The organism is Microbulbifer sp. ABF4_107 (assembly GCF_056312215.1).
The window spans coordinates 2,631,534-2,652,586 of sequence record NZ_CM149983.1 but is presented as its reverse complement, the minus strand read 5'-3'; the positions used below and the strand labels follow the sequence as shown (position 1 = coordinate 2,652,586).

The 21,053-nt window shown below is 57.6% G+C and carries 18 protein-coding genes; 12 read left to right on the top strand and 6 right to left on the bottom strand.

The window, feature by feature from the left end; genetic code table 11:
- Positions 1–26: 26 nt before the first annotated feature.
- The 4 genes from ACYX4K_RS10950 to ACYX4K_RS10935 all read left to right on the top strand — a co-directional run bounded on the left by ACYX4K_RS10950 (position 27) and on the right by ACYX4K_RS10935 (position 3,643).
- Positions 27–392, top strand: a complete 366-nt coding sequence (locus ACYX4K_RS10950) for a hypothetical protein (protein WP_475092090.1) — start codon at positions 27–29, stop codon at positions 390–392.
- 221 nt (positions 393–613) lie between these two features.
- Positions 614–1,309: a YEATS-associated helix-containing protein gene (locus ACYX4K_RS10945; RefSeq protein ID WP_475092091.1), complete on the top strand. Its 696-nt coding sequence runs from the start codon at positions 614–616 to the stop codon at positions 1,307–1,309.
- A 136-nt stretch (positions 1,310–1,445) separates the two neighbouring features.
- Positions 1,446–2,291 carry an AAA family ATPase gene (locus tag ACYX4K_RS10940; protein ID WP_475092092.1) on the top strand — a complete coding sequence of 282 codons (846 nt, stop codon included), beginning with the start codon at positions 1,446–1,448 and terminating at the stop codon, positions 2,289–2,291.
- Positions 2,292–2,461: 170 nt separating this feature from the next.
- A complete protein-coding gene (locus ACYX4K_RS10935; RefSeq protein WP_475092093.1) occupies positions 2,462–3,643 on the top strand; it encodes a vWA domain-containing protein in 1,182 nt (393 codons plus the stop codon).
- Positions 3,644–3,870: 227 nt separating this feature from the next.
- Here ACYX4K_RS10935 and ACYX4K_RS10930 read toward each other — a convergent pair whose 3' ends face one another.
- Positions 3,871–5,352, bottom strand: coding sequence for a peptide MFS transporter (locus ACYX4K_RS10930; protein ID WP_475092094.1), 1,482 nt, complete (start codon positions 5,350–5,352; stop codon positions 3,871–3,873).
- Positions 5,353–5,525: 173 nt separating this feature from the next.
- Here ACYX4K_RS10930 and hrpA point away from each other — a divergent pair, with 173 nt between their 5' ends.
- From hrpA to ACYX4K_RS10895, 7 genes are all read left to right on the top strand, one after another.
- Positions 5,526–9,440, top strand: a complete 3,915-nt coding sequence (hrpA, locus tag ACYX4K_RS10925) for an ATP-dependent RNA helicase HrpA (protein WP_475092095.1) — start codon at positions 5,526–5,528, stop codon at positions 9,438–9,440.
- A 290-nt stretch (positions 9,441–9,730) separates the two neighbouring features.
- Positions 9,731–10,051: an HvfA family oxazolone/thioamide-modified RiPP metallophore gene (locus tag ACYX4K_RS10920; RefSeq protein WP_043318922.1), complete on the top strand. Its 321-nt coding sequence runs from the start codon at positions 9,731–9,733 to the stop codon at positions 10,049–10,051.
- A gap of 28 nt (positions 10,052–10,079) precedes the next feature.
- The gene (locus tag ACYX4K_RS10915; protein WP_475092096.1) at positions 10,080–10,964 is read left to right on the top strand and encodes an HvfB family MNIO-type RiPP peptide maturase; all 885 of its coding nucleotides are present in this window, start codon (positions 10,080–10,082) and stop codon (positions 10,962–10,964) included.
- On the top strand, positions 10,954–11,796 hold the full coding sequence (locus tag ACYX4K_RS10910) for an HvfC family RiPP maturation protein (RefSeq protein ID WP_475092097.1): 843 nt from the start codon (positions 10,954–10,956) through the stop codon (positions 11,794–11,796). Before ACYX4K_RS10915 ends, ACYX4K_RS10910 begins: the two co-directional genes overlap by 11 nt.
- Before the next feature lie 161 nt (positions 11,797–11,957).
- On the top strand, positions 11,958–12,908 hold the full coding sequence (locus ACYX4K_RS10905; protein ID WP_475092098.1) for an MlaA family lipoprotein: 951 nt from the start codon (positions 11,958–11,960) through the stop codon (positions 12,906–12,908).
- Positions 12,892–14,151 (top strand): PP2C family protein-serine/threonine phosphatase, encoded by a 1,260-nt coding sequence (locus tag ACYX4K_RS10900; protein ID WP_475092099.1) that lies wholly within the window; start codon positions 12,892–12,894, stop codon positions 14,149–14,151. The genes ACYX4K_RS10905 and ACYX4K_RS10900 overlap by 17 nt, the downstream gene beginning before the upstream one ends.
- 305 nt (positions 14,152–14,456) lie before the next feature.
- On the top strand, positions 14,457–15,092 hold the full coding sequence (locus tag ACYX4K_RS10895) for an STAS domain-containing protein (RefSeq protein ID WP_476178693.1): 636 nt from the start codon (positions 14,457–14,459) through the stop codon (positions 15,090–15,092).
- Here the strand turns inward: ACYX4K_RS10895 and ACYX4K_RS10890 are convergent.
- The 5 genes from ACYX4K_RS10890 to ACYX4K_RS10870 all read right to left on the bottom strand — a co-directional run bounded on the left by ACYX4K_RS10890 (position 15,086) and on the right by ACYX4K_RS10870 (position 19,618).
- Positions 15,086–15,556 (bottom strand): tellurite resistance TerB family protein, encoded by a 471-nt coding sequence (locus ACYX4K_RS10890; protein WP_475092101.1) that lies wholly within the window; start codon positions 15,554–15,556, stop codon positions 15,086–15,088. The two genes, ACYX4K_RS10895 and ACYX4K_RS10890, sit on opposite strands and share 7 nt — an antisense overlap.
- A 42-nt stretch (positions 15,557–15,598) precedes the next feature.
- Positions 15,599–16,543: a transaldolase gene (gene tal, locus ACYX4K_RS10885; protein WP_475092102.1), complete on the bottom strand. Its 945-nt coding sequence runs from the start codon at positions 16,541–16,543 to the stop codon at positions 15,599–15,601.
- Positions 16,544–16,587: 44 nt separating this feature from the next.
- Positions 16,588–17,646: a tRNA dihydrouridine(20/20a) synthase DusA gene (dusA, locus tag ACYX4K_RS10880; protein ID WP_475092104.1), complete on the bottom strand. Its 1,059-nt coding sequence runs from the start codon at positions 17,644–17,646 to the stop codon at positions 16,588–16,590.
- Positions 17,647–17,733: 87 nt separating this feature from the next.
- Complete coding sequence (locus tag ACYX4K_RS10875; RefSeq protein ID WP_475092105.1) at positions 17,734–18,942, bottom strand: glycerol-3-phosphate dehydrogenase/oxidase; 1,209 nt, start codon at positions 18,940–18,942, stop codon at positions 17,734–17,736.
- Complete coding sequence (locus ACYX4K_RS10870; RefSeq protein ID WP_475092106.1) at positions 18,926–19,618, bottom strand: glycerophosphodiester phosphodiesterase family protein; 693 nt, start codon at positions 19,616–19,618, stop codon at positions 18,926–18,928. The genes ACYX4K_RS10875 and ACYX4K_RS10870 overlap by 17 nt, the downstream gene beginning before the upstream one ends.
- 746 nt (positions 19,619–20,364) lie before the next feature.
- On the opposite strand from ACYX4K_RS10870, the gene ACYX4K_RS10865 reads away from it, so the two are divergent.
- A complete protein-coding gene (locus ACYX4K_RS10865) occupies positions 20,365–21,051 on the top strand; it encodes a fimbrial biogenesis chaperone (RefSeq protein ID WP_475092107.1) in 687 nt (228 codons plus the stop codon).
- Positions 21,052–21,053 lie beyond the last annotated feature (2 nt).

Sequence of the window (21,053 nt, the reverse complement as noted above, 5' to 3'; positions counted from 1 at the left end):
ATAGAAAGAGAAAAAAGAGCATTCAAATGGCAGAAGAGTTCAAGCTCGCCTGGGCGATTTACGCTGCGGGCGTCGTAGTATTACTGGCGGCCGGCTGGTGGTTTATGCGCAACTGGGGGTGGTCCTGGGTGCGTAACTTGCTGTTGTTGGTTGGCGCCACAGTTTTGCTGGTACCCGCGCGCGGTACCGAGGCCGATGGCCCACTGGTGCCGGTATTACCTCTGTTTGTCTACCAAACCCTGTTTGAAGAAAATGGCGCCACACCGGAGGTCTCCGCGAGTCTGGTATTTGCCGCCGGTGGCGCTATTGCGGTGATGCTGATTATGGGCATCGCTATGTTGATGATGCGCCGTCGCAAGGATCGCCCGATGACCGAGAGTGACCAGTACTGATCGTTCATATCCTCTCTTTCTGCGCCAGGTGGCCTGTTTAGCGGTTACTGGCGCCTTTCCCTACTTCCCTCTCGTCCCGCCTGAGCCGTTCGCGCCGCAAACTGCTATATCTAATTAAGCCCGTCGCAATACAACTGCCCGCAACAGTTGTGCGCAAATGATCAACAAACACAATAAGTGCCTGTCGTGGCGTTTGATGTGCATGGAATGAAGGGACAGGGATGCTCGATCACCTGCTGATTTTGACTGCGGTCATGCTGGTCTCCGGTATTCTCGGGGGCCTGGTCAATTACTACCAGATGCTGTTTACCGAAGAAGATCCGGCGGGCCTGGCGCGCTGCCTGATTATGGGGCTGTGTGGCGCCCTGATGGTGCCCATCTTTCTCAAGTTCACCCAGAGCGACCTGCTGATCGAGATTCAGGGTGACCCCTCGCGCCTGTTGATCTTCACCGGTTACTGCCTGCTCGCGGCCATCGCCTCCCGTATGTTCGTATTCAACGCCGCTCGCCGTCAGCTGCGGGATGCCAGTATCGCCCGTGCGCGGGTAGAAAATCTGGAGCAGGAAATCCGCGCGATGCAGCTGGAGATGATGCCGTTGCTGGAGCACGAGATCGAGGGAGACCCGGAGCAGGGGCCGACGCTCGACTTCAACCAGATCCGCAAGCTGGATGACAATGCGCTGCATGTCTTGAGTTTGCTGAACAACGGTGACTGCGTATTCCGCTCCCTGGCGGGGATGGTGCAGGAGGGTAATATGGAGACCAATTCCGTGGCCCGCGCCCTGAACAGCCTGCTGGTGCTGGAGATGGTGGGCAAGATCCACAGCCATCTGGGTATCCGCTGGTACATTACCGACAAGGGGCGCCAGGTTGTGCGCCGCCGCCGTTCACAGCCTGCGCAATCACTTTCTGACTGATTTTTATTTTCCGGTCGCGCTTAATCCTTATAAAACGAGGCGCGGCCGCTGCCGTCATCCAATCTGACCGATTCCGCCTTTGGCCCTCTTGTGGGCTTCCTTTACCATGGATGTTTTCGAGGCATTCGGAGCGTCCATGAAATTCACCGGTACCGACAGTTATGTAGCCACAGATGACTTGCAGATGGCGGTAGATGCCGCTGTCACTCTGCAGCGCCCGCTGTTGATCAAGGGGGAGCCGGGCACCGGTAAGACTCTGCTGGCGGAAGAGGTGGCGAGCAGCCTGGGGCTGAAACTGATCCAGTGGCATATCAAGTCCACTACCAAGGCCCAGCAGGGCCTGTACGAGTACGATGCGGTATCGCGCCTGCGGGATTCCCAGTTGGGGGTGGACCGGGTGCACGATATCGGCAATTACATCAAGAAGGGCAAGCTGTGGGAGGCCTTTGCGGCCGACGAGCGGGTGGTGCTGCTGATTGATGAGATCGATAAGGCGGATATCGAATTTCCCAATGATTTGCTGGTGGAAATCGATCGTATGCAATTCTTTGTGTACGAAACTGGCGAGACCATTACTGCCAAGCATCGCCCGATTGTGATCATTACGTCGAACAATGAGAAAGAGCTGCCGGATGCGTTTTTGCGCCGCTGTTTTTTCCACTACATCAGTTTCCCGGACCGGGCGACGATGCAGAAAATCGTGGATGTGCATTACCCGGATATCAAGCAGCAGCTGGTGGCCGAGGCGATGGATGTGTTCTTCCAGATCCGCGAAGTCCCGGGGCTGAAGAAGAAGCCTTCCACATCGGAGCTGATCGATTGGCTGAAGCTGTTGATGGCGGACGATATTTCCGAAGACGTACTGAAAAACCGCGATGGGTCCACTGCGATTCCGCCCCTCTACGGTGCGCTGCTGAAGAACGAGCAGGATGTGCATATGCTTGAGCGCCTTGCCTTTATGGCTCGTCGGGAAGGGCGCTGATTAGAACTGAGTGAGGTGGCGGCGGTGCTGGCGGGTGGAGGTTTGCGAAACACGCCGTGAACCCATCCATGGGGGCTCTTCCACGAGGTCCCTCTCGCGGAAGGTTTCGCAAACCTCCACCCGCCAGCACCACCTTCGCCCGAAACAATTCACTTCGTCGTGCGATTATTATGCTGATCGGATTTTTCCTAAACCTTCGCCGCTACCAGCTCCCGGTATCCATTACCGAACTCCTCTCGTTGCTGGAAGCCCTGCAACAACGCCTGGTTTACGCCAATCTGGACGAGTTCTATTTCCTCGCCCGTACCTGTCTGGTGAAGGACGAAAAACACTTCGACAAATTCGACCGCGCCTTCGCTGCCTATTTCAAAGACCTGGAAACCCTCGACGATATTCTGGAGCAGATGATTCCGGAAGACTGGCTGCGTGCGGAGTTTATGAAGCAGCTGAGCGAGGAAGAGAAAGCAAAGATCGAGTCCATGGGTGGGCTGGAGAAAATGCTGGAGGAATTCAAGAAACGCCTCGAGGAGCAGAAGAAAAAGCACAGTGGCGGCAATAAATGGATCGGTACCGGTGGCACCAGTCCGTTTGGCAACAGCGGCTATCACCCGGGTGGCATTCGTGTCGGTGGCCAGAGCCGCAACAAGTCTGCCTCCAAAGTCTGGGAAAAGCGCCAGTACCGCAACCTCGATGACAGCATCAGCCTCGGCACCCGCAATATTCAGGTGGCCCTGCGCAAACTGCGCAAATTCGCCCGCACCGGCGCTGCCGAAGAGCTGGACCTGAACGATACCATCCGCTCCACCGCCCGCAATGCCGGACTACTGGATATCAAGATGGTGCCGGAGCGGCACAATGCGGTAAAAGTACTGATCTTTTTTGACGTGGGTGGCTCCATGGATCCATACGTCAAACAGTGTGAAGAACTCTTTTCCGCGTGCCGCAGCGAGTTCAAGCACCTGGAATATTTCTATTTCCACAATTTCATCTACGAACACGTGTGGAAAGACAACCACCGCCGCTACTCCGAAGCAACGCCCCTCGTTGAAGTGCTGCGCACCTACGGTAAGGACTACAAGGTAATCTTCGTCGGCGACGCCGCCATGGCTCCCTACGAAATCACCAGCCGCTTTGGCAGTGTCGAACACATGAACGAAGAACCCGGCGCGGCCTGGATGCAGCGGGTCACCAATACTTACGAAAAACTGGTCTGGCTCAACCCAACCGCCGAAGAGTACTGGCAATACACCGCCAGCACCGGCATGACTCAGAAGTTGGTGGATGGACATATGTACCCCATGACCATCGAAGGGCTGGATAGGGCGATTGCCTACTTGGTGAAAGGGCGTTGAATACTGGGACCGGGCAATAATTTGATCCCCGTCATGCCGGACTTGATCCGGCATCCAGCACTACGTAGCGCTGGATTCCGGCATGCGCCGGAATGACGCTAGTCGTTTATCCACCCTGCGAGCTGACCAGTAAGTAGCGCTCCGTCATGCCGGACTTGATCCGGCATCCAGTACTACGTAGTGCTGGATTCCGGATCAAGTCCGGAATGACGACAGGGCTTTGAAAATTACTCCCCAAATTTTTTCTGAGGCGCCATATCGTGATCCGCGGTGATGCCAATCTCTTCTTTGGTAGTGTCTTTCACCACCGTGTGTTCTTCCTCCGCACCATGCATCCAGTCCACCAGCTTCTCGCGGATAAAGAACAATATCAGCCCGGCAATAATCGCCGCTGCCGCCACACCACCAAAGGTCGCCAGCGGCCCTGATTCGCCTACCAACTTACCAATCTCCGCCGCACCCTTGTTGGCGATACCGATAAACGCAAACCACAAGCCCATCATCACACTCAAATAACGCAAGGGCGCAAGCTTGGTCACCATCGACAGCCCGATGGGTGACAGGCACAACTCACCAATGGTGTGGAAAATATACGCCACCACCAGCCACCAGGGGCTTGCCTTGGCGGTCTCGGAATCGCCAATCTGAATCGCCGCACCGACCATGGAAAGGAAGCCCAGACCCAGAAAAATCAGACCGAGGCTGAATTTGGCCGGCGACGTCGGCTCCCGCGAGCCGAGCCCAACCCAGATACTCGCCACAATAGGCGCGAGGATGATAATGAACAGCGGGTTCACCATCTGCAGCCAGCTGGCCGGAATCTCGAAGCCGAAAATGTGCAGGTCGGTGTTGTACTTGGCAAACAGGTTCATCGAGCCCGCCGCCTGCTCAAACCCGGCCCAGAAGATCACCGTAAACAGACCGAGGATCAGAATCACCTTGATGCGATCGCGCTCTTCCACGGTCAGGGGGCGCTTTTTCTCCTCACCACTGAGGTTCGGCTTCAGGCCCAGCTTTGCCGATGGTTGGTTGCCGATTTCCCCCAGCAGTTTGTTCGACTGGGTCGCCTGCAGAATCAGGCCCAGCAGCATTCCCAGACCCGCCACCACAAACGCCAGCTGGTAATCCACCTTCTCGCCGATCCAGCCGATCACCAGATAGCCGAGAATCGAACCCAGGTTGATCCCCATATAGAAAATGGTAAATGCGGTATCCCGGCGCTTGTCGCCCTCGTCGTAAAGGTCCCCCACCATGGTGGAGATATTCGGCTTGAAGAAGCCGTTACCGATAATCATCAACGCCAGGCCAATCCACAGACCGTAGATCTGCGTACCATCGGGCATCCACTTGTGTGGGAAGCCCAGGGCAAATTGCCCCAGCATCATCAGCACGCCGCCGAACATGATGCAGCGCCGCTGTCCCCACACGTTGTCCGCCATCCAGCCGCCGAGGATCGGAGTCAGGTACACCAGCATGGCGTAGGTGCCGAGATAACTCAGTGCCTTGGACTGCAATTCGGTGTCAGACAGCGCTTCCCAGCCAAACGCCGCCGCAGCCGCGGCGGAGGTCAGGTAGAACACAAAGATACCGCGCATGCCGTAGTAGCTGAGGCGCTCCCACATCTCGGTGCCGAACAGCAGGAACAATCCTTTCGGGTGTCCCATCATCTCCCCGGCAGAGGCTGGGGGCTTTGGCTTGAGGTCTTGCATGGAGACTCCTGGAAAACGCAGGGCGCGGGGTTGTAACAGGCGCCATTGCCCTGAGTATAGACGGGGCGCATCGGAGGCAAGTTTAGGGACAGGTCTTGCCGGTCCACAGCGGGTATAATTCCCGGCCTCGAACAGCGAGCTCGAACCTCCAGTCACTCAAATAAAGCGGTTTCATGAGTCCCGAATCTCCCAGCAGCGCCGATCCCAAAGCCACTCTCCAGCAGTGTGAGCAGTTACTTCCCCAGTGCATGGGGCGGGATCGCTATGGCCTGAAGCGCAGCCTGAGCAATGCCCGCCGGCGCCTGAAAGAGGGCAAGCCGGCGGACCGGATGCTGGCGCAGGTACAGGGGCAGATTGCGAAGTCTGTGGCGTTGGCCGAGGCGCGCAAGCAGAAACTGCCCAAGGTGGAGTGGCCGGAAGGCCTGCCGGTGGTGGCGCGGCGGGAAGAGATTGCCGAACTGATCGCCAAGCATCAGGTGGTGGTGGTGGCCGGCGAGACCGGCTCGGGCAAGACCACCCAGTTGCCGAAAGTCTGTCTGGAACTGGGGCGCGGTATCTTCGGCCAGATCGGCCATACCCAGCCGCGGCGGATCGCCGCGCGCACGGTGGCCAACCGCATTGCAGAGGAGCTGGGGCAGCCACTCGGTGACTCGGTGGGCTACCAGGTGCGTTTTACCGACCAGAGCACCGAACACACCCATATCAAGCTGATGACCGACGGTATCCTGCTGGCGGAAATCCAGCGGGACCCGCTGCTCAACAGCTACGACACCCTGATTATCGATGAGGCCCACGAACGCAGTCTCAATATCGACTTCCTGCTGGGCTACCTGAAAACCCTGCTGCCCAGGCGCCCGGATCTCAAACTGGTCATCACCTCCGCCACCATCGATCTGGAGAAGTTTTCCAAACACTTCGACGATGCACCGATCATCGAGGTCTCCGGCCGTACCTACCCGGTGGATATTCACTACCGCCCGCCGGCAGACAGCGATGCGGACCTGAACGAGCAGGTGATTGGTGCCGTCGAAGATTTGTTACAAGAGGAAAAATCCTCTCCCCGCCGCGGCGGTGACATTCTGGTATTTATGAGTGGCGAGCGGGAAATCCGCGAGTGCGCCAAGGCGCTGCGGGATGCGCAGTTGCCACATATCGAAGTGCTGCCGCTGTACGCACGATTGAGCCTGGCCGAACAGACCAAAGTGTTTGCACCCCACAAAGGCCGCCGGATCGTACTGGCCACCAATGTGGCGGAAACCTCCATTACCGTGCCGGGCATCCGCTATGTGATCGACCCCGGTACCGCACGGGTCAGCCGCTACAGCTACCGCAGCAAAATCCAGCGGCTGCCGGTTGAAGCGATTTCCCAGGCCAGCGCCAACCAGCGCGCGGGCCGCTGTGGCCGGGTCAGTGCCGGTGTGTGTATTCGCCTGTATGAGGAATCGGATTTTATTCAGCGCCCGGAATTTACCGATGCGGAAATCCTGCGCACCAACCTGGCGGCAGTGATTCTGCAGATGCTGCAGCTGCGCATCGGTGATATTCGCGATTTTCCCTTTGTCGATCCGCCGGACCAGCGCCTGATCAACGATGGCTACAGCCTGCTGCAGGAGCTGAAGGCGGTGGATGGCAAGGGCCATGTCACCAAGACCGGCCGCGCCCTGTCGCGCCTGCCGCTGGACCCGCGCCTCGGCCGCATGCTGCTGGAATCCGGGCCCACCAAAGCGCTGCGGGAACTGTTGATTATTGTCAGTGCACTGGCGGTACAGGACCCGCGCGAGCGCCCGGCGGAAAAACGTCAGGCGTCCGATGAAAAGCACAAGCAGTGGCAGCACGAACAGTCAGATTTCCTCACTCTGGTAAACCTGTGGGACGGCTTTGAAGCCCAGCGTCAGGAGTTGAGTCAGAACCAGCTGCGCAAGTGGTGCCAGAAAAACTACCTGTCCTGGCTGCGGCTACGAGAGTGGCGAGACATCCACCACCAGCTGCGGGTCGCCATCCGCGATCTGGATCTGAAAATGAACCCGGAACCGGCGGATTACGCCAGCGTGCACAAAGCCATTCTGCCCGGCCTGCTCGGCAATATCGGCGTGCGCGACGAGAACAAGGAATTCCTCGGCTGTCGCAACCGCCGCTTCCATGTATTCCCCGGTTCCGGCCAGTTCAAAAAGCCGCCGCGCTGGCTGGTGGCGGCACAGCTGCTGGAAACCAGCCGCCTGTTTGCCCACACCGTAGGCAAGATCGAGCCGGACTGGGTACTGGGCTGCTCCGAGCACCTGGTCAAACGCAATTATTTTGAGCCTCACTACAACCCGCGCTCCGGCGCGGTGATGGCGTTCGAAAAGGTCACCCTGTACGGCCTGGTGCTGGTGGACAAGCAGCGCATCCACTTCGGCAAACTCGACCCGGTCACCGCGCGGGAAGTCTTTATCCGCGAGGCGCTGGTGGAACAGCGCTACCGCGGCAAAGGAAAGTTTTTCCAGCATTACAAAAACCTGCTGGAAGAACTGGAAGATCTGGAAGCGAAATCTCGCCGCCGGGATATCGTGGTGGACGACGAGGTGGTGTACCGCTTCTTCGATGAGCGGGTTCCCGAAGATATCGTCAATCTGGCGGGCTTTGAAAAGTGGCGCAAGCAGGCGGAGCAGAAAGATCCCAAGCTGCTGTTTATCCCCCGTGAGTGGATGATGCAGCAGGACGCCGGCCACGTGGGCGAAGCCCAGTTCCCGGATTCCCTCTCCAGTGGCGGCATCGAGTACCCGCTCAGCTATCACTTTGAGCCGGGCAGTGCGGAAGACGGTGTCAGTATTCAGGTGCCAGTCGGCGCCCTGCACCAGGTGCCTGCAGCGCGCCTGCAGTGGGTGGTGCCGGGAATCCTGCGGGACAAATGCATCGCGCTGGTGAAGAACCTGCCCAAGCAATACCGCAAATATTTTGTGCCGGTACCTGCGGCCGTGGATAAAGCGTTGCCGCGCATGCAGCCGGACAATACGCCCCTGTGGCAGGCGCTGGCCCACGAGCTGAAACGCCAGACTGCACAGGACCTTCCGGAGGCCGCCTGGATTACTGCAGAGCAGGGTGTGGAAGACTTCTTCCGTTTCAATATTCAGGTGCTGGACGAAAACGGCCGCCTGCTGGACCAGGCCAGAGATCTGCCGGAGTTACAGGCCCGCTATCGTGACCGGGTACAGCAGGAGCTTGCCAGTGCCGGTGATAACTTCGAGCGCGAGGGAATCACCAGCTGGGATTTCGGTGACCTGCCGCATACCCACCAGCTGGATCAGGGCGGCCTTAAGGTGCGCGCTTACCCCGCACTGATCGCCAACAAAGACAGCGTCGACCTCAAGCTGCTGGACAACCCGGACGAAGCGGCCAGCTATACCCGCGCGGGCATCTGCCGCCTGGCGTTACTGCATCTACCGGAGCCGGTGAAATATCTGCGCAAGGAATTGCTGAAAGGCAAAGAGCTGGGGCTGAGCGCCGTGGATCTCGGCCGTCGTGAAGAGGTTGCGGACGATATCCTGATGGCCGCGGTGCGCGAATGCTTCTGGCACGATGAAAACTGGCCGCGCAGCGAACAGGACTTTCTCGCCGCACTGGAAAATCGCGAACAGTTGATCGCCGTGGCCCAGGAAATGGGTGAGTTGCTGGTCAGGGCGCTGGCGCAGCTGGTGCCACTGCGCAAAAAAATCAAACAGCAGAAGAACCTCGCCGTCGCCATGGCGGTGGGGGATATCAATCAACAGATCGGCGGCCTGTTCTATCGCGGCTTCCTGTTCCACACACCATTGGAGTGGCTGCGTCAGTACGGGCGCTACCTGAAGGGCATTGAGTTGCGTCTGGAAAAGGCGACACTGGATCCGAACCGGGATCGCAAACTCAGCGCGGAATTTCAGGAGGCGGACGAGCCCTATCAGGCCTACGCCAGCAAGCGGGACCCACTGAAGATGTCCGGAAATGCGGATTTGCTGCAATACCGCTGGCTACTGGAAGAATTTCGCGTCTCCCTGTTTGCGCAGACCCTCAAGACACTGATGCCCGTATCCATTAAACGCCTGCGTAAATCCTGGTCCGAGATCCAGAAGTAGGGGCGTTGCGAGAAGTGCAGCACACTTCTGACAGCGCTGTATCGAAAAATCGGCTTTTTGTGTAAGAACTGTTGGACCGGTGCGACTAGTCATCAGCCGCACGGTTTCGAGCGGTGGGCCTGGTTCACAGTTTGGGCGTTTGTCGTCAAACGGCATTGAACCCTCAATTTGAACCGCTGGTCTGACAGGCACGGCATTGCGCTCTCGAGTCACTATAATCCGGGGGCGGCGGTGTACGCGCCGTAAGCGTAAAGAGCCTTTACTTTTTGATATCCAACTGGAGATCCATCATGAACAAGAAGAACCTGCCGATCGCAGCTGCCGTTGGTGCTGCCTTTATCGCTTCCGCCACCCTCAGTACTTCTACTGCGGCCAACCCGTTCACCGCTACCGAGCTTTCTGCCGGTTACAACCTGAAAATGGCTCAGGACAAACCGCAGGAAGGTAAGTGCGGTGAAGGCAAATGTGGTGAGGGGAAAAAGAAAGAAGGTAAGTGCGGCGAAGGCAAGTGTGGCGAAGGCAAAAAGAAAGAAGGTAAATGCGGCGAAGGCAAGTGTGGTGAAGGTAAAAAGAAAGAGGGTAAATGTGGCGAAGGTAAGTGCGGCGGCTGATTAAGCCCGCACATTTCCCACTAAGATCATGAGTGACAAGCAACGGCAATACCCGGTTCAGGGCGCTGGCCTTGGGCTGCGGCGCTCGATGATGGGCGAGACGCTGGATCCGGAAGCGCTGGACTTTCTCGAAGTGGCACCGGAGAACTGGATTGGCGTCGGCGGCCGCTACGGCCGCTGGTTCCGGGAAGTCACCGAGCGTTTTCCCTTCGTAACCCATGGTCTTTCCTTATCCATCGGCGCGCCCGCGCCGCTGGATGAGGCCCTGGTACGTTCCATCAAGGCATTTATCCGTACCTACAATATTCGCTGTTACAGTGAACACCTGAGTTACTGTTCTGACCACGGGCACCTGTACGATTTATTACCCATCCCGTTTACCGAAGAAGCGGTTCGCTATGTGGCGGAGCGGATTCGCCGTGTACAGGACATACTTGAGCAGCGCATCGCGATGGAAAATGTTTCCTATTACGCGGCGCCCGGCCAGGAAATGAGCGAGCTGGCATTTATCAACGCCGTGCTGCAGGAGGCGGACTGCGACCTGCTGCTTGATGTCAATAATATTTACGTCAACGCCATAAACCACCGCTACGACGCGGAAGAGTTTTTGCTGGGTCTGCCCGCGGAAAGGATTCGCTATGTGCATGTGGCGGGCCATTATGATGAAGCGGACGACCTCAAGGTGGATACCCATGGCGCGCCGGTAATCGACCCGGTTTGGGATCTTCTGCAGAAAGCCTACGCCGCCTTTGGCCCGATACCGACGCTACTGGAACGGGACTTTAACATTCCGCCGTTGCCAGAGCTTTGTCTTGAGGTGGAGCGTGTACGCCAGTACCAGGCTGCGGCGATTGGCGGTATCGAAAGCCCCCAGATATCGGGGAATTCACGGGAGTTGCTCAATGCGCGATGATTCCGTGGACGAGAAGCCCGGGCAGAAGCAAGCAGCCGGCTTCCAGTTAATGCAACAGTATTTTGCCGCTCACTTGCGCGCACCGGAGCAAGTGGCGGCGCCTGCCGGAATTGAAGATCGTCGCATGGGTATTTATCGCGATCTGATTTACAACAATATTGAATCGTTTATTTCCGGTGGATTTCCTGTACTTCGGAGTATTGTCGCCGACGATCATTGGCACGCCATGGTGCGTGACTTTGTGCAGCACCACTGCTCCCACAGTCCGTACTTTTTACAGATCAGCGAAGAGTTCCTGCAATACCTGCAAACTGAGCGTATCAACAGTACCAACAACCCGAGCAACGAGCAGGACCCGCCTTTTATACTGGAGTTGGCGCATTACGAGTGGGTGGAGCTTGCGCTCGATGTGAGCCCGGAAGAATTCCCGAGCGGGCTGAGCGGATTCGACTCGGCGGAGGCCGCGCTGGACAAGGCCCCGGTGGTCTCGCCCCTGGCGTGGAGCCTCAGTTATCAATACCCGGTACACGAGATAGGCCCGGCCTTTCAGCCTGCGGAGCCCGCGGCGGAAATCACCTGCCTGGTGGTGTACCGCAACCGCGATGATGATGTGCGCTTTATGGAAGCCAACCCCGCAACCCTTCATCTGCTGCAGTTGATGGAGCAGGCGCAGGAAAAAAATCTGATCAGCGCCCGGGATCTGATTCTGCAGTTGGCGCAGGATATGCAGCATCCGGAACCCCTGCAATTACTGGGTTTTGGCGCAGATCTTCTGCAGAAAATGCACCAGCTGGATATTATCGCCGGCTTCCGCTCCCTCGACCCCCATTGATTTTTTCGGCGCCGAACCCATAGAGAGTGTTTCCTCTCTCAATTCCATTGGCCAAAACCGCCAGCTGCTATGCTGGCAATACGGCCAGTGTTAATATCGTCCAAACGTACACAAAAGATTCTGGTTTGAAGAAACGTCACCTATTTGCGAGGAGCAGGGACTTGCTTGACCGCACCACACTCAATACTCTGGTATTGGCCACATTCCTTTCGGCTCCACTGGCCCTGGCGCAGGATGCGTCGGACCCATTTGCCGAAGTTCCCAATGAATCCCCGGCGGCTCCCCAAGCTCCGGCCCCGGCCCCGGTGGACAGTGCCACAGATGCGGACCCTTTCGCTGAATCTGCAGCGGACACCAGCGGTAGTGCCGGAGCGAGTGCCTCGGACGATGGTTCCAGCTCTGCGCTGGAAGATGAATACGGATTCGACCCGGCGGATGAATTCGCCAGTGCCGAAGAGCCGGAGCAGCGCGACCCTTGGGAAGGGTTCAACCGCGCTATATTCCGCCTCAACGATACGGCGGACCGCTGGTTTCTCAAGCCTGCGGCTGTCAGTTATCGCCAAATTACGCCGATCTTTATGCAGACCGGTATCTCCAACTTCTTTTCCAATGTGCACGAGTTGAATAATGTTCTGAACGACGTGCTGCAGTGGAAATGGAAGCAGGCGGGTAATGACACCGGCCGATTCCTGATCAACACCACCGTGGGAGTTGCTGGCCTGTTTGATGTGGCCCAGCATATGGGGCTGGAACCCAGTGACGGCGAAGATTTTGGTCAGACCCTGGCTGTCTGGGGAGTACCCTCTGGGCCCTATCTGGTCGTCCCCTTTCTCGGGCCGTTTACCGTGCGAGATGTACCCGGTGACATAGTCATGTGGTACACCAACCCGCTGACTTATTACGTGGACCCGAATTCACTGGAGTACACCATCAAAATGGTGGATGTGGTTCAGACGCGAGCGGGGCTGCTGCAGGCGGAATCGTTGGTGCAAGGGGATCGCGACCGCTACGTACTGATACGCGATGCGTACCTGCAGCGCCGGGAGTTCCTGATCAACGATGGCGAACAGGAAGATGACTTCGGCGGCGATCTGGATGAATACGACTTCTGACGCTACCCAAACCGCCATCTCTGATGATTCCGCTGGTACCAATCGAGTGACCAGCGGGCGCCATAGCCTGCTCCTGATCGAGTCCGATCAACCCTCCCGGGCGCAGGTCCAAAAAGCACTGGAACAGCTTGGCTACGTCGTTACTCTGGTAGAAAACGGGGTAGAGGCGATCGGCTGTTTTGATCCAACCAGACATGACCTCGTGGTAACAGATCTGCACCTGCCGGACATGGGGGGGCTGGAAGTACTGCGCAAGGTCAAACGCGTGTGCCCGGAAACACCTGTGGTGGTTCTGGCGTCCAATAGCGAAGTCAGTGATGTGGTACAGGCCCTGCGCCTGGGCGCAAGTGATTATTTGCTAAAACCCATCGCCGACGAAGATGTGATCACCCATGCCGTAACCCGAGTGACCGAGGCCCAGGACCTGGCGCGGGAAAATCGCGCGTACCGCGAGCAGCTGGAAGATCGTAACCGGGAATTGCACGAGCACATCGAACTCCTGCAGCGCGACCACGAAGCTGGCCGCCAGCTGCAGCAGCACCTGTTACCGCGCAGTCCCTACCACTATCCGGCTGGTATCGAAGCGGCCTATCGCCTGCAACCGTCCCTCTACCTGAGTGGCGACTTTATTGACTACGGGCTGTTTGGCGAGCGCTTTGTCGGCTTTTATCTGGTGGACGTTTCTGGGCACGGTGTCTCTTCCGCACTGGTTACCGCGCTGATCAAACACAGCATCATGCATCTATTGCGCGAGCGTCCGCTGTTCAGTCAGCTCAACACCATCGACAAGGATCTCACCGATATCCTGGAAATGATCAATGCAGAATTGATCGGCACCAGTCTCGATAAACACGCCAGTATGTTTGTAGGGGTAGTGGACAGCCGCGCGCGGCAGCTGCATTACGCGGTGGCAGGCCAGGTGCCGATGCCTGCGCTGGTTACCAGCGAAGGGGCGCACTGGCTGACCGGCAAGGGGCGCCCGCTGGGGTTGTTCCACCGCGGCGGATGGGAAGTGCGCCACTGCAAGCTGCCCGACAGCTGGCGGCTGGTCACCTGTTCCGATGGCGTGCTTGAATTACTGGATGGTGACCTGCTGCAAAAAGAAGAAAAACTGCTGCAATTGATCGACCGCAGTCGGGGCGATCTGGACAGCCTCTGTGCCGCGCTCAAGGTGGATACCGCCGAGTCCTTTCCCGACGACATTACCATTCTCACACTGCGGCAAGATCTGGCGGCAGACTGACCCTCTCTCCCGGCGAAAGTGTGGCCAGCCGGTCACCAGTCGGCCCGAAAATTGCTGCATACTGTCCGCAAGACCCACCGGTACCACAGTGGTCTTGTCAGCGCTGTCGGGCAGGAGTAAGCTCCGCCCACTTTAGGGCAATCGTTCCATCGGGTGCACCACAAAGGCACCAGTTCAGGGCCGATATGCAAAGGTATGCACAGGGAAGCGTGCTGCGGTCACAAGCCGCAATTTAACCATCTCGCATCCGCGCTCGGGAACAGGGCAGGGTGTGATTGAGGTCAACTATGCAGTCCGGGCAGATAATGGTTGGTGACCACCAGGGCATTTATGTTGTCAAACTGGTGGGTGATGTACGCCTCAACCTGTGTACATCTTTCGATAGCTTTATCGACAAGATGTTTTCTCACAGCGACTTTCGCAGTGTGGTGTTCGATATGCACGACACCGATGGTGTCGACAGCACGACCCTGGGGCTGATGGCCAAAATCGCCTTCCGCAGTGAAGAGCGGGATGGTGGCAAGCCGCTGGTGCTATGCGACGACCGCGGTCTTCTGCACCTGCTGGACTCCATGGGGTTCGACGATCTGATGGATTTCTCCAGCGAGTCCGATGCCTACCAGGCTGAGCCTACCCCTCTGAAATGCGATACCCCCGATGAGCAGAGCGCCCGTGAAATGGTGCTGGAAGCGCACCGGGTGTTGATGAGCATGAACAAGGAAAACGCGGACACATTCCGCGATCTCGTGCACGCTCTGGAAAGTGAGCAGGGTGGTGGATCGTCGGAGACCTCCAACCGCATATCTGAAAGTGAGCCGGAGGACCGTGAGACCGGGCGCAATGCCCAAGCTGGGAATCACCACTCTCACAGCCGCGCGTCCCACAACCACGCGTCAGGCAGTCATTCCCGGCACGGTCACAAATCCCTGGTGAATCACTGATCTCCGTCGGGTAGATCGTTATCCCGCGCTTCAGCGCGAGCGCGGGTAAACAGGCCGTGGGGCAGATAGATCAGCTCCGCGACCCGCCGTATCAGATGCTCTTCAAATGCATCGATTTCCCCATCCGCAAACGCCACCTGCCACATCTGCTTCACCAGCAGGTACTTGTCCCGCTCGCTGAAGTGATCGTTTACCGTCTGGGTAAACTCGTACAGGGAGGTGGCTTCGTTGCGCTCGGTAAGCGCCCGTTCCACCATCGCCCGGGCGGTGTCTTCGTCCAGTTGGTAATGGCTCTTCAGCAATTGCAGCAGGGTACTGCGCTCACGCTCGTCAACTTTTTGATCTGCCGTTGCGATTTCCGCCATTAGCGCTGCGCTGATCATGCGCACGTCTTTTTCGGGGCGCACTTCCACGCTCTCGCCACGGCCAATCTGATCAAACAGTTTACGAATGTGTTGCAGCATAATGTGGCTCTTTCTGCTCTTTCTGCTCTATCTGGATGGGTATCAGCGCGCGTCTTGTAACAGTTGCTCCAGCTTCAGCTGGTCCGCCACAAAATTACGAATACCTTCTGCCAGTTTTTCCGTGGCCATGGCATCCGCGTTCAGCTGGTAGCGGAACTCGGCTTCTGTCATCGGCGCAGCCGGTTTGGGTTGTGGGGTAATGTCACTTTTCAGGCCCGCTGCCAACTCTCCTTTATCATCTTGCAGTTCCTGCAGCAGCTGGGGGCTGATGGTGAGCTTGTCGCAGCCCGCCAGCGCCTCAATCTCACCGGTATTACGGAAACTGGCACCCATCACGATGGTGGGGTAGCCACGGGATTTGTAGTATTCGTAAATGCTGGCGACGGAGAGCACGCCGGGATCGTCTGCAGAGGTGTAGTCGTCGCGTCCTGTGCTGGCCTTGTACCAGTCGAGAATACGGCCCACAAACGGCGAGATCAGAGTCACGCCGGCCTCGGCGCAGGCTACGGCCTGGCACTGGCTGAACAACAGGGTCAGGTTACAGTGGATACCCTCGCGCTCGAGTACCGAAGCGGCGGCGATGCCTTCCCAGGTGGATGCGAGCTTGATCAGTACCCGGTCGCGTGCGACACCATCCTGCTCGTACAGGGCAATCAGCTTGCGCGCATATTCCACGCTGGCGCGGGTATCGAACGACAGGCGCGCGTCCACTTCGGTTGAAACCACACCGGGCACGATTTGCAGAATCTCCTTGCCGATGGCGACCGCGAGCTTCATGGAGGCCATGGCGATGACATCCTCCCCGCTCTGCTCGGCCCAGGCGAGGGCATCTTTCAAGTGTTGCTGGTACTGCGGGAGCTGCGCCGCCTTGTAGAGCAGGGAAGGGTTGGTTGTCGCATCCTGTGGATGGTATCGGCGGATCGCCTCGATATCGCCGGTATCCGCGACCACCAGGCTGCGCTGTTTCAGTTGTTCCAGTTTGTTCATTTCCCCACTTCCTTATTCTCTAAAAAGTAATAATCTTTTCGGCATTATGCGGCGTCTGTGACCATCGCCAGCGCCTGCTCCAGTATTTCCGGCCCTGCCCCCGCAGTATGTGCGCGCTCACTCAGGTGTCGGCGGAAGCGGCGTGCACCGGGTACTCCCTGAAAGAGTCCCATCATATGCCGGGTAATATGCTTGAGGCTCTGGCCTTTGCTCATCTCTCGCTCGATATACGGCAGCATTTGCCGCACTACCTGTGCCGGAGTTGGCCCGGCTTCGCCGCCGAACAGGGCGGAATCCACGTCCGCCAGTAGTGCCGGCGTCTGATAGGCGGCGCGCCCGAGCATAACACCGTCGAGTTGCTGTAGATGCAGCTGACACTCTTCAATGGAATTGATGCCGCCGTTCAGCACAATTTCCAGCTCCGGGTAGTCCCGCTTCAGTTGATACACCATCTCGTATTTGAGCGGTGGTACCTCGCGGTTTTCTTTTGGACTCAGTCCGTTCAGCCAGGCCTTGCGTGCATGCACGATAAATGTGGTGATCCCGGCCTTCGCCTGAGCCTCTACAAAGCGCGTCAACCCCGGGTAATCTTCCATATCGTCGATCCCGATGCGGTGTTTTACCGTCACCGGAACGGAAGCCGCACTGCGCATGGCACCGAGGCATTCCGCCACCAGATCCGGTTCCGCCATCAGGCAGGCGCCAAAGCGGCCCTTTTTGACCCGGTCACTGGGGCAGCCGCAGTTCAGATTCACCTCGCTATAGCCCCATTGCTCGGCAATCTCGGTACAGCGCGCCAGATCACCAGGATCGCTACCGCCCAGTTGCAGCGCTACGGGCTGCTCCTCCAGATTGAAATCCAGATGGCTTTGCTTGTCGCCAAACAGGATCGCACCCGTGGTCACCATTTCCGTATACAGCAGCGCGTGCTTACTGAACAAGCGCCAGAAATACCTGCAATGTCTGTCGCTCCAGTCCATCAACGGTGCAGTACAAAAACGGTGGGATACCGGTGTGGCACTACCGGAGGTGGGGCGGGTACTGGGATCGGGCTTCTCGGCAGAAGTGGAAACCGGAGTATTGGCAGGTGCGGCGTCGGACATAAACAGCAAATCAGGCGGAAAAACTGCCCGCAGTATAACAGGGGCGGACCCAACCCTGCGCGTCGAGCGCAAGGTTAAGCTGATGGCTTACAGGTTGCGCTCTTTCGCACCTTCCTGGTTGCTCTCTTCTGCGGCTGCTGACGCCTGAGGCCAGGGGCGGCGGGCTTCCAGTTGTGGCCGGAGCTTTTTCACCACGCTGCGCGCTGTTGCTCGGTAGCTGGTGAGTTTGCCACCGGCGACCGCGACGATGCGCGGCAGTTTGTCGTTGTCGCAGCAGATCATGGTCTCGCGGCTGCGCGAAAACGGGTTGTTGTTGGCGTGGGGGAGTACTCGCAGGCCGGCAAAACTGTCGCTCAGCTCGCTCAACTGCAGGGGGCGTGTCTCCGGGAAATACTGTTTAAGAGTCCGCAGCAAATAGGCCTTCTCCTCCAGCGTCGGAGCTACCTCGGACGGGTCGCCGTGATAGGGGCGCTCGGTGGTGCCAACCAGTGTTTCCCCCTGCCAGGGCATCACGAATACGGCGCGCCCGTCTTCCGCTTCCACATAAAAGATCTTATTGGCCAACTTCAGCGGCACCTGGATATGAGTGCCGGCCACCAGTTCCAGGGATGGCAATTTCGCTCCCGGAGAGCATTTGCTGTTGGTATCGTCGATCCACGGGCCAGTGCAGTTCACCAGCGCCCGACAGTGCAGGGTGTTTAGCTGCCCCTGGTGGAAGTAGTCTGCGCGCACAAACCGGTCGGTGACCTCGGCGCCCACCAGGCTGCCCGGGCAGATCAGTTCCGCACCTCCGCGCACCGCAGTGCGAATGACTTCCTGGGTGAGGGCGGCGTCGTCGGTTTGCGCATCAAAATAGCGGTAGACCGCAATCAGGTCATCGCTGTTGAGGCCGCACAGGGTCTCGTAGTCGTGAATATCAACTTTGCGGAAACGGGATTGTGAGGAAAACAGGCCTGCCAACAGTGCGTACAGGCTGAGCCCCAGTCGAATTTTCCAGGGTGCGCGGCGGCTGTGGCGGTACACCGGAATCAGAAACGGCACCATATGCACCAGATCCGGCTTGTGGGAGAGCAGCCAGCGACGCTCATTCAGGCATTCCCGCACCAGGGAAAGCTGTCCGCTCTCCAGGTAGCGCAGCCCGCCGTGGATCAGTTTGGATGAGCGCGACGATGTGCCGTGCGCAACCGCCTCCTGCTCCAGGATCGCAACCCGGTAGCCCGCCGCGGTCAGTGCCTCGGCTACGCCGGCGCCCTGTATGCCCGCACCAACAACAAGAACATCATATTCCGTAGACATTGCTTGCCTCTCGCGAGCGCATTAACAGTGGCAGATTGCCGGTAAGAATGTGGTGCGCCCCCCTGTGGCGCCAGTGCACGGCGCCCTGGGTGGTATTGATTTCGTGGACGACCCACTGCCAGGGTCCCGGTGGGAGCTCCTGGCAATCTACCGCCGCGTGGTCAATCAACAGGTAGTCTGGCGCCAGCGTCACCACATCCGCAGAAAGGCAGCGGGCTACATTCGGTACCCGCAGCGCCACAAGATCGAACCCCATATTTCGGGCCAGGCGCAGGCTGCGCAGATCAGATGTAAGCAGCACGAAATTGTCCGTGGAGCCTGGAATTTCATCCAGAAGACGTTGAATGGCAATGTCCGCCGAGGTCAGCGCCAGGGTTTCCGGGCTCAACTCCACAAACCACTCCAGATGGCGATGACGTCCGGCCCAATCCACCAGTTGCTGAAAGTTGCTGAGCGGCAGCGTTCGCAGATCCTTGTCTTTCAGTCTGCGCAGTGGGGCAGAAATTGCTGCCTGTGGAATCTCCAGCCCGTCACCGGCACAACACCAGGGGGTCTGGTCCTTGCTGAATTGCACTTCCGTGGCAATTGCACAGGCGCCGAGACCATGCGCCGCCTCAAAGGCCGCAAGGGTGTTTTCCGGGTGGTGAATTTTGTCGCCTAAATGCGCAATAAGCATCGATGTGGGTTCCCGCCGGGCGTGGCCTTATTGTGTGGAAGGGGTGGGAGATACCGCAAAATCTCTTATTGAAAAATAGTTGGTGTGGGAGGGGTTGCAAGAAAGGATTGGCGCGAGCGCAAACCTGAACCGCGAGAGATTCACTAAAAGGATTGGCGCGCCAATCGCGGCCACCTCCTAGACTGAAAATATCGGTATGCACTGTGTTATGAGGTATTGCAGTTGGCACGGCTATCGGCAGCGTTATTGGGCCCTGGTGGGAAGAAGCTGAGAGGATTCCTGCTGATACTCCTGGGAATAGCCTTAGCGGGGCCCGCACCGGAAGGTTTTGGGGAAGCCATCGAGTCTGGCAGAGTTGCCAGTGGCACCATACGGATTACGCTCACGATTCCATCTCGAGTGGACCTCGAGATGTCAAATCAGGGTGGGCATGATGTCTGTCTGAGAGGCGTTCCCGCATCCCGAGTCAGTCTGGTATGGACACTGGGTGTGGTCCGGTCTGCACCGAAAGCCTTGCAGAACCGCTACATGCTGACTGCTCGCCGAGAAGTGGGGCGCATCATCAATCAATGCTTGCCGCTGGAGTATCAGGCTATCCGGCTACGGAAGGGAGAAGTGCGGCGGTTACTCATTGCTGCAGAGTGATTTAAAAAACCGGCTGGCAGCAGCTTCGGAGAGTGGTTGTTTATCCTTCGTATCCGCTTAGAATGATGCCATTGTGTAAACAGGCCCAATCGCGGACGAACATGAAAAAAATCCTGCCTCTTCTTCTGGCACTTGCCGCAAGTCCCGCTTTTGCAGCGATGTCACTGGATAAAATCATTCTATACCTTCAGGACAAACCGAACTCTCGGGAAGATATTGTAGTGACAAACCCGGATCAGGAAACACTTTACCTGCAAACCGAGATTTACAGGGTGGATAACCCCGGTCGCACTGATGAAAAACGTATTCGGGTAATAGACCCTAAAGACTTCAAATTACTGGTGAGCCCGTCAAAAGCGGTGATTCCAGCGGGTGAACAAAAACGCTTTCGTTTGATGTCGCTGGAGCAAAATCTGGACAGTGAAAAAGTCTATCGGGTGACCTTCAAACCTGTTGTGGGTGATATTAAATCCGATCGAACAGCATTAAAAATTCTGGTGGCCTACCAGGCTCTGATTTTTGTTCAGCCTGAGTCAGGTAGTTATAAATTGTCGCTGGATAAGTCTGGAAACGGTAAACTTTCTATTGCCAACACCGGAAACATCAATGTTGAAGTCACTGGTATCCGGTATTGTCCCGATTCTGGTCAGTGCGCGGCGATCGATCAGGGAGGGAGAGTATACGGAGGCGCGGAGCTGGCACTGGAAGGGGACTTTTCCCGTGGTGGATACCTGGAGTTTATTGCTCGCAGTGGCAAAGATTCAGAAAAACTCAAGCTGAGTCTTTGATA

Coding starts and splice junctions, on each gene's coding strand:
- ACYX4K_RS10950 (WP_475092090.1), top strand. CDS start 27: ATGGCAGAAGAGTTCAAGCTCGCCTGGGCGATTTACGCTGCGGGCGTC.
- ACYX4K_RS10945 (WP_475092091.1), top strand. CDS start 614: ATGCTCGATCACCTGCTGATTTTGACTGCGGTCATGCTGGTCTCCGGT.
- ACYX4K_RS10940 (WP_475092092.1), top strand. CDS start 1,446: ATGAAATTCACCGGTACCGACAGTTATGTAGCCACAGATGACTTGCAG.
- ACYX4K_RS10935 (WP_475092093.1), top strand. CDS start 2,462: ATGCTGATCGGATTTTTCCTAAACCTTCGCCGCTACCAGCTCCCGGTA.
- ACYX4K_RS10930 (WP_475092094.1), bottom strand. CDS start 5,352: ATGCAAGACCTCAAGCCAAAGCCCCCAGCCTCTGCCGGGGAGATGATG.
- hrpA (WP_475092095.1), top strand. CDS start 5,526: ATGAGTCCCGAATCTCCCAGCAGCGCCGATCCCAAAGCCACTCTCCAG.
- ACYX4K_RS10920 (WP_043318922.1), top strand. CDS start 9,731: ATGAACAAGAAGAACCTGCCGATCGCAGCTGCCGTTGGTGCTGCCTTT.
- ACYX4K_RS10915 (WP_475092096.1), top strand. CDS start 10,080: ATGAGTGACAAGCAACGGCAATACCCGGTTCAGGGCGCTGGCCTTGGG.
- ACYX4K_RS10910 (WP_475092097.1), top strand. CDS start 10,954: ATGCGCGATGATTCCGTGGACGAGAAGCCCGGGCAGAAGCAAGCAGCC.
- ACYX4K_RS10900 (WP_475092099.1), top strand. CDS start 12,892: ATGAATACGACTTCTGACGCTACCCAAACCGCCATCTCTGATGATTCC.
- ACYX4K_RS10895 (WP_476178693.1), top strand. CDS start 14,457: ATGGTTGGTGACCACCAGGGCATTTATGTTGTCAAACTGGTGGGTGAT.
- ACYX4K_RS10890 (WP_475092101.1), bottom strand. CDS start 15,556: ATGCTGCAACACATTCGTAAACTGTTTGATCAGATTGGCCGTGGCGAG.
- tal (WP_475092102.1), bottom strand. CDS start 16,543: ATGAACAAACTGGAACAACTGAAACAGCGCAGCCTGGTGGTCGCGGAT.
- dusA (WP_475092104.1), bottom strand. CDS start 17,646: ATGTCCGACGCCGCACCTGCCAATACTCCGGTTTCCACTTCTGCCGAG.
- ACYX4K_RS10875 (WP_475092105.1), bottom strand. CDS start 18,942: ATGTCTACGGAATATGATGTTCTTGTTGTTGGTGCGGGCATACAGGGC.
- ACYX4K_RS10870 (WP_475092106.1), bottom strand. CDS start 19,618: ATGCTTATTGCGCATTTAGGCGACAAAATTCACCACCCGGAAAACACC.
- ACYX4K_RS10865 (WP_475092107.1), top strand. CDS start 20,365: ATGAAAAAAATCCTGCCTCTTCTTCTGGCACTTGCCGCAAGTCCCGCT.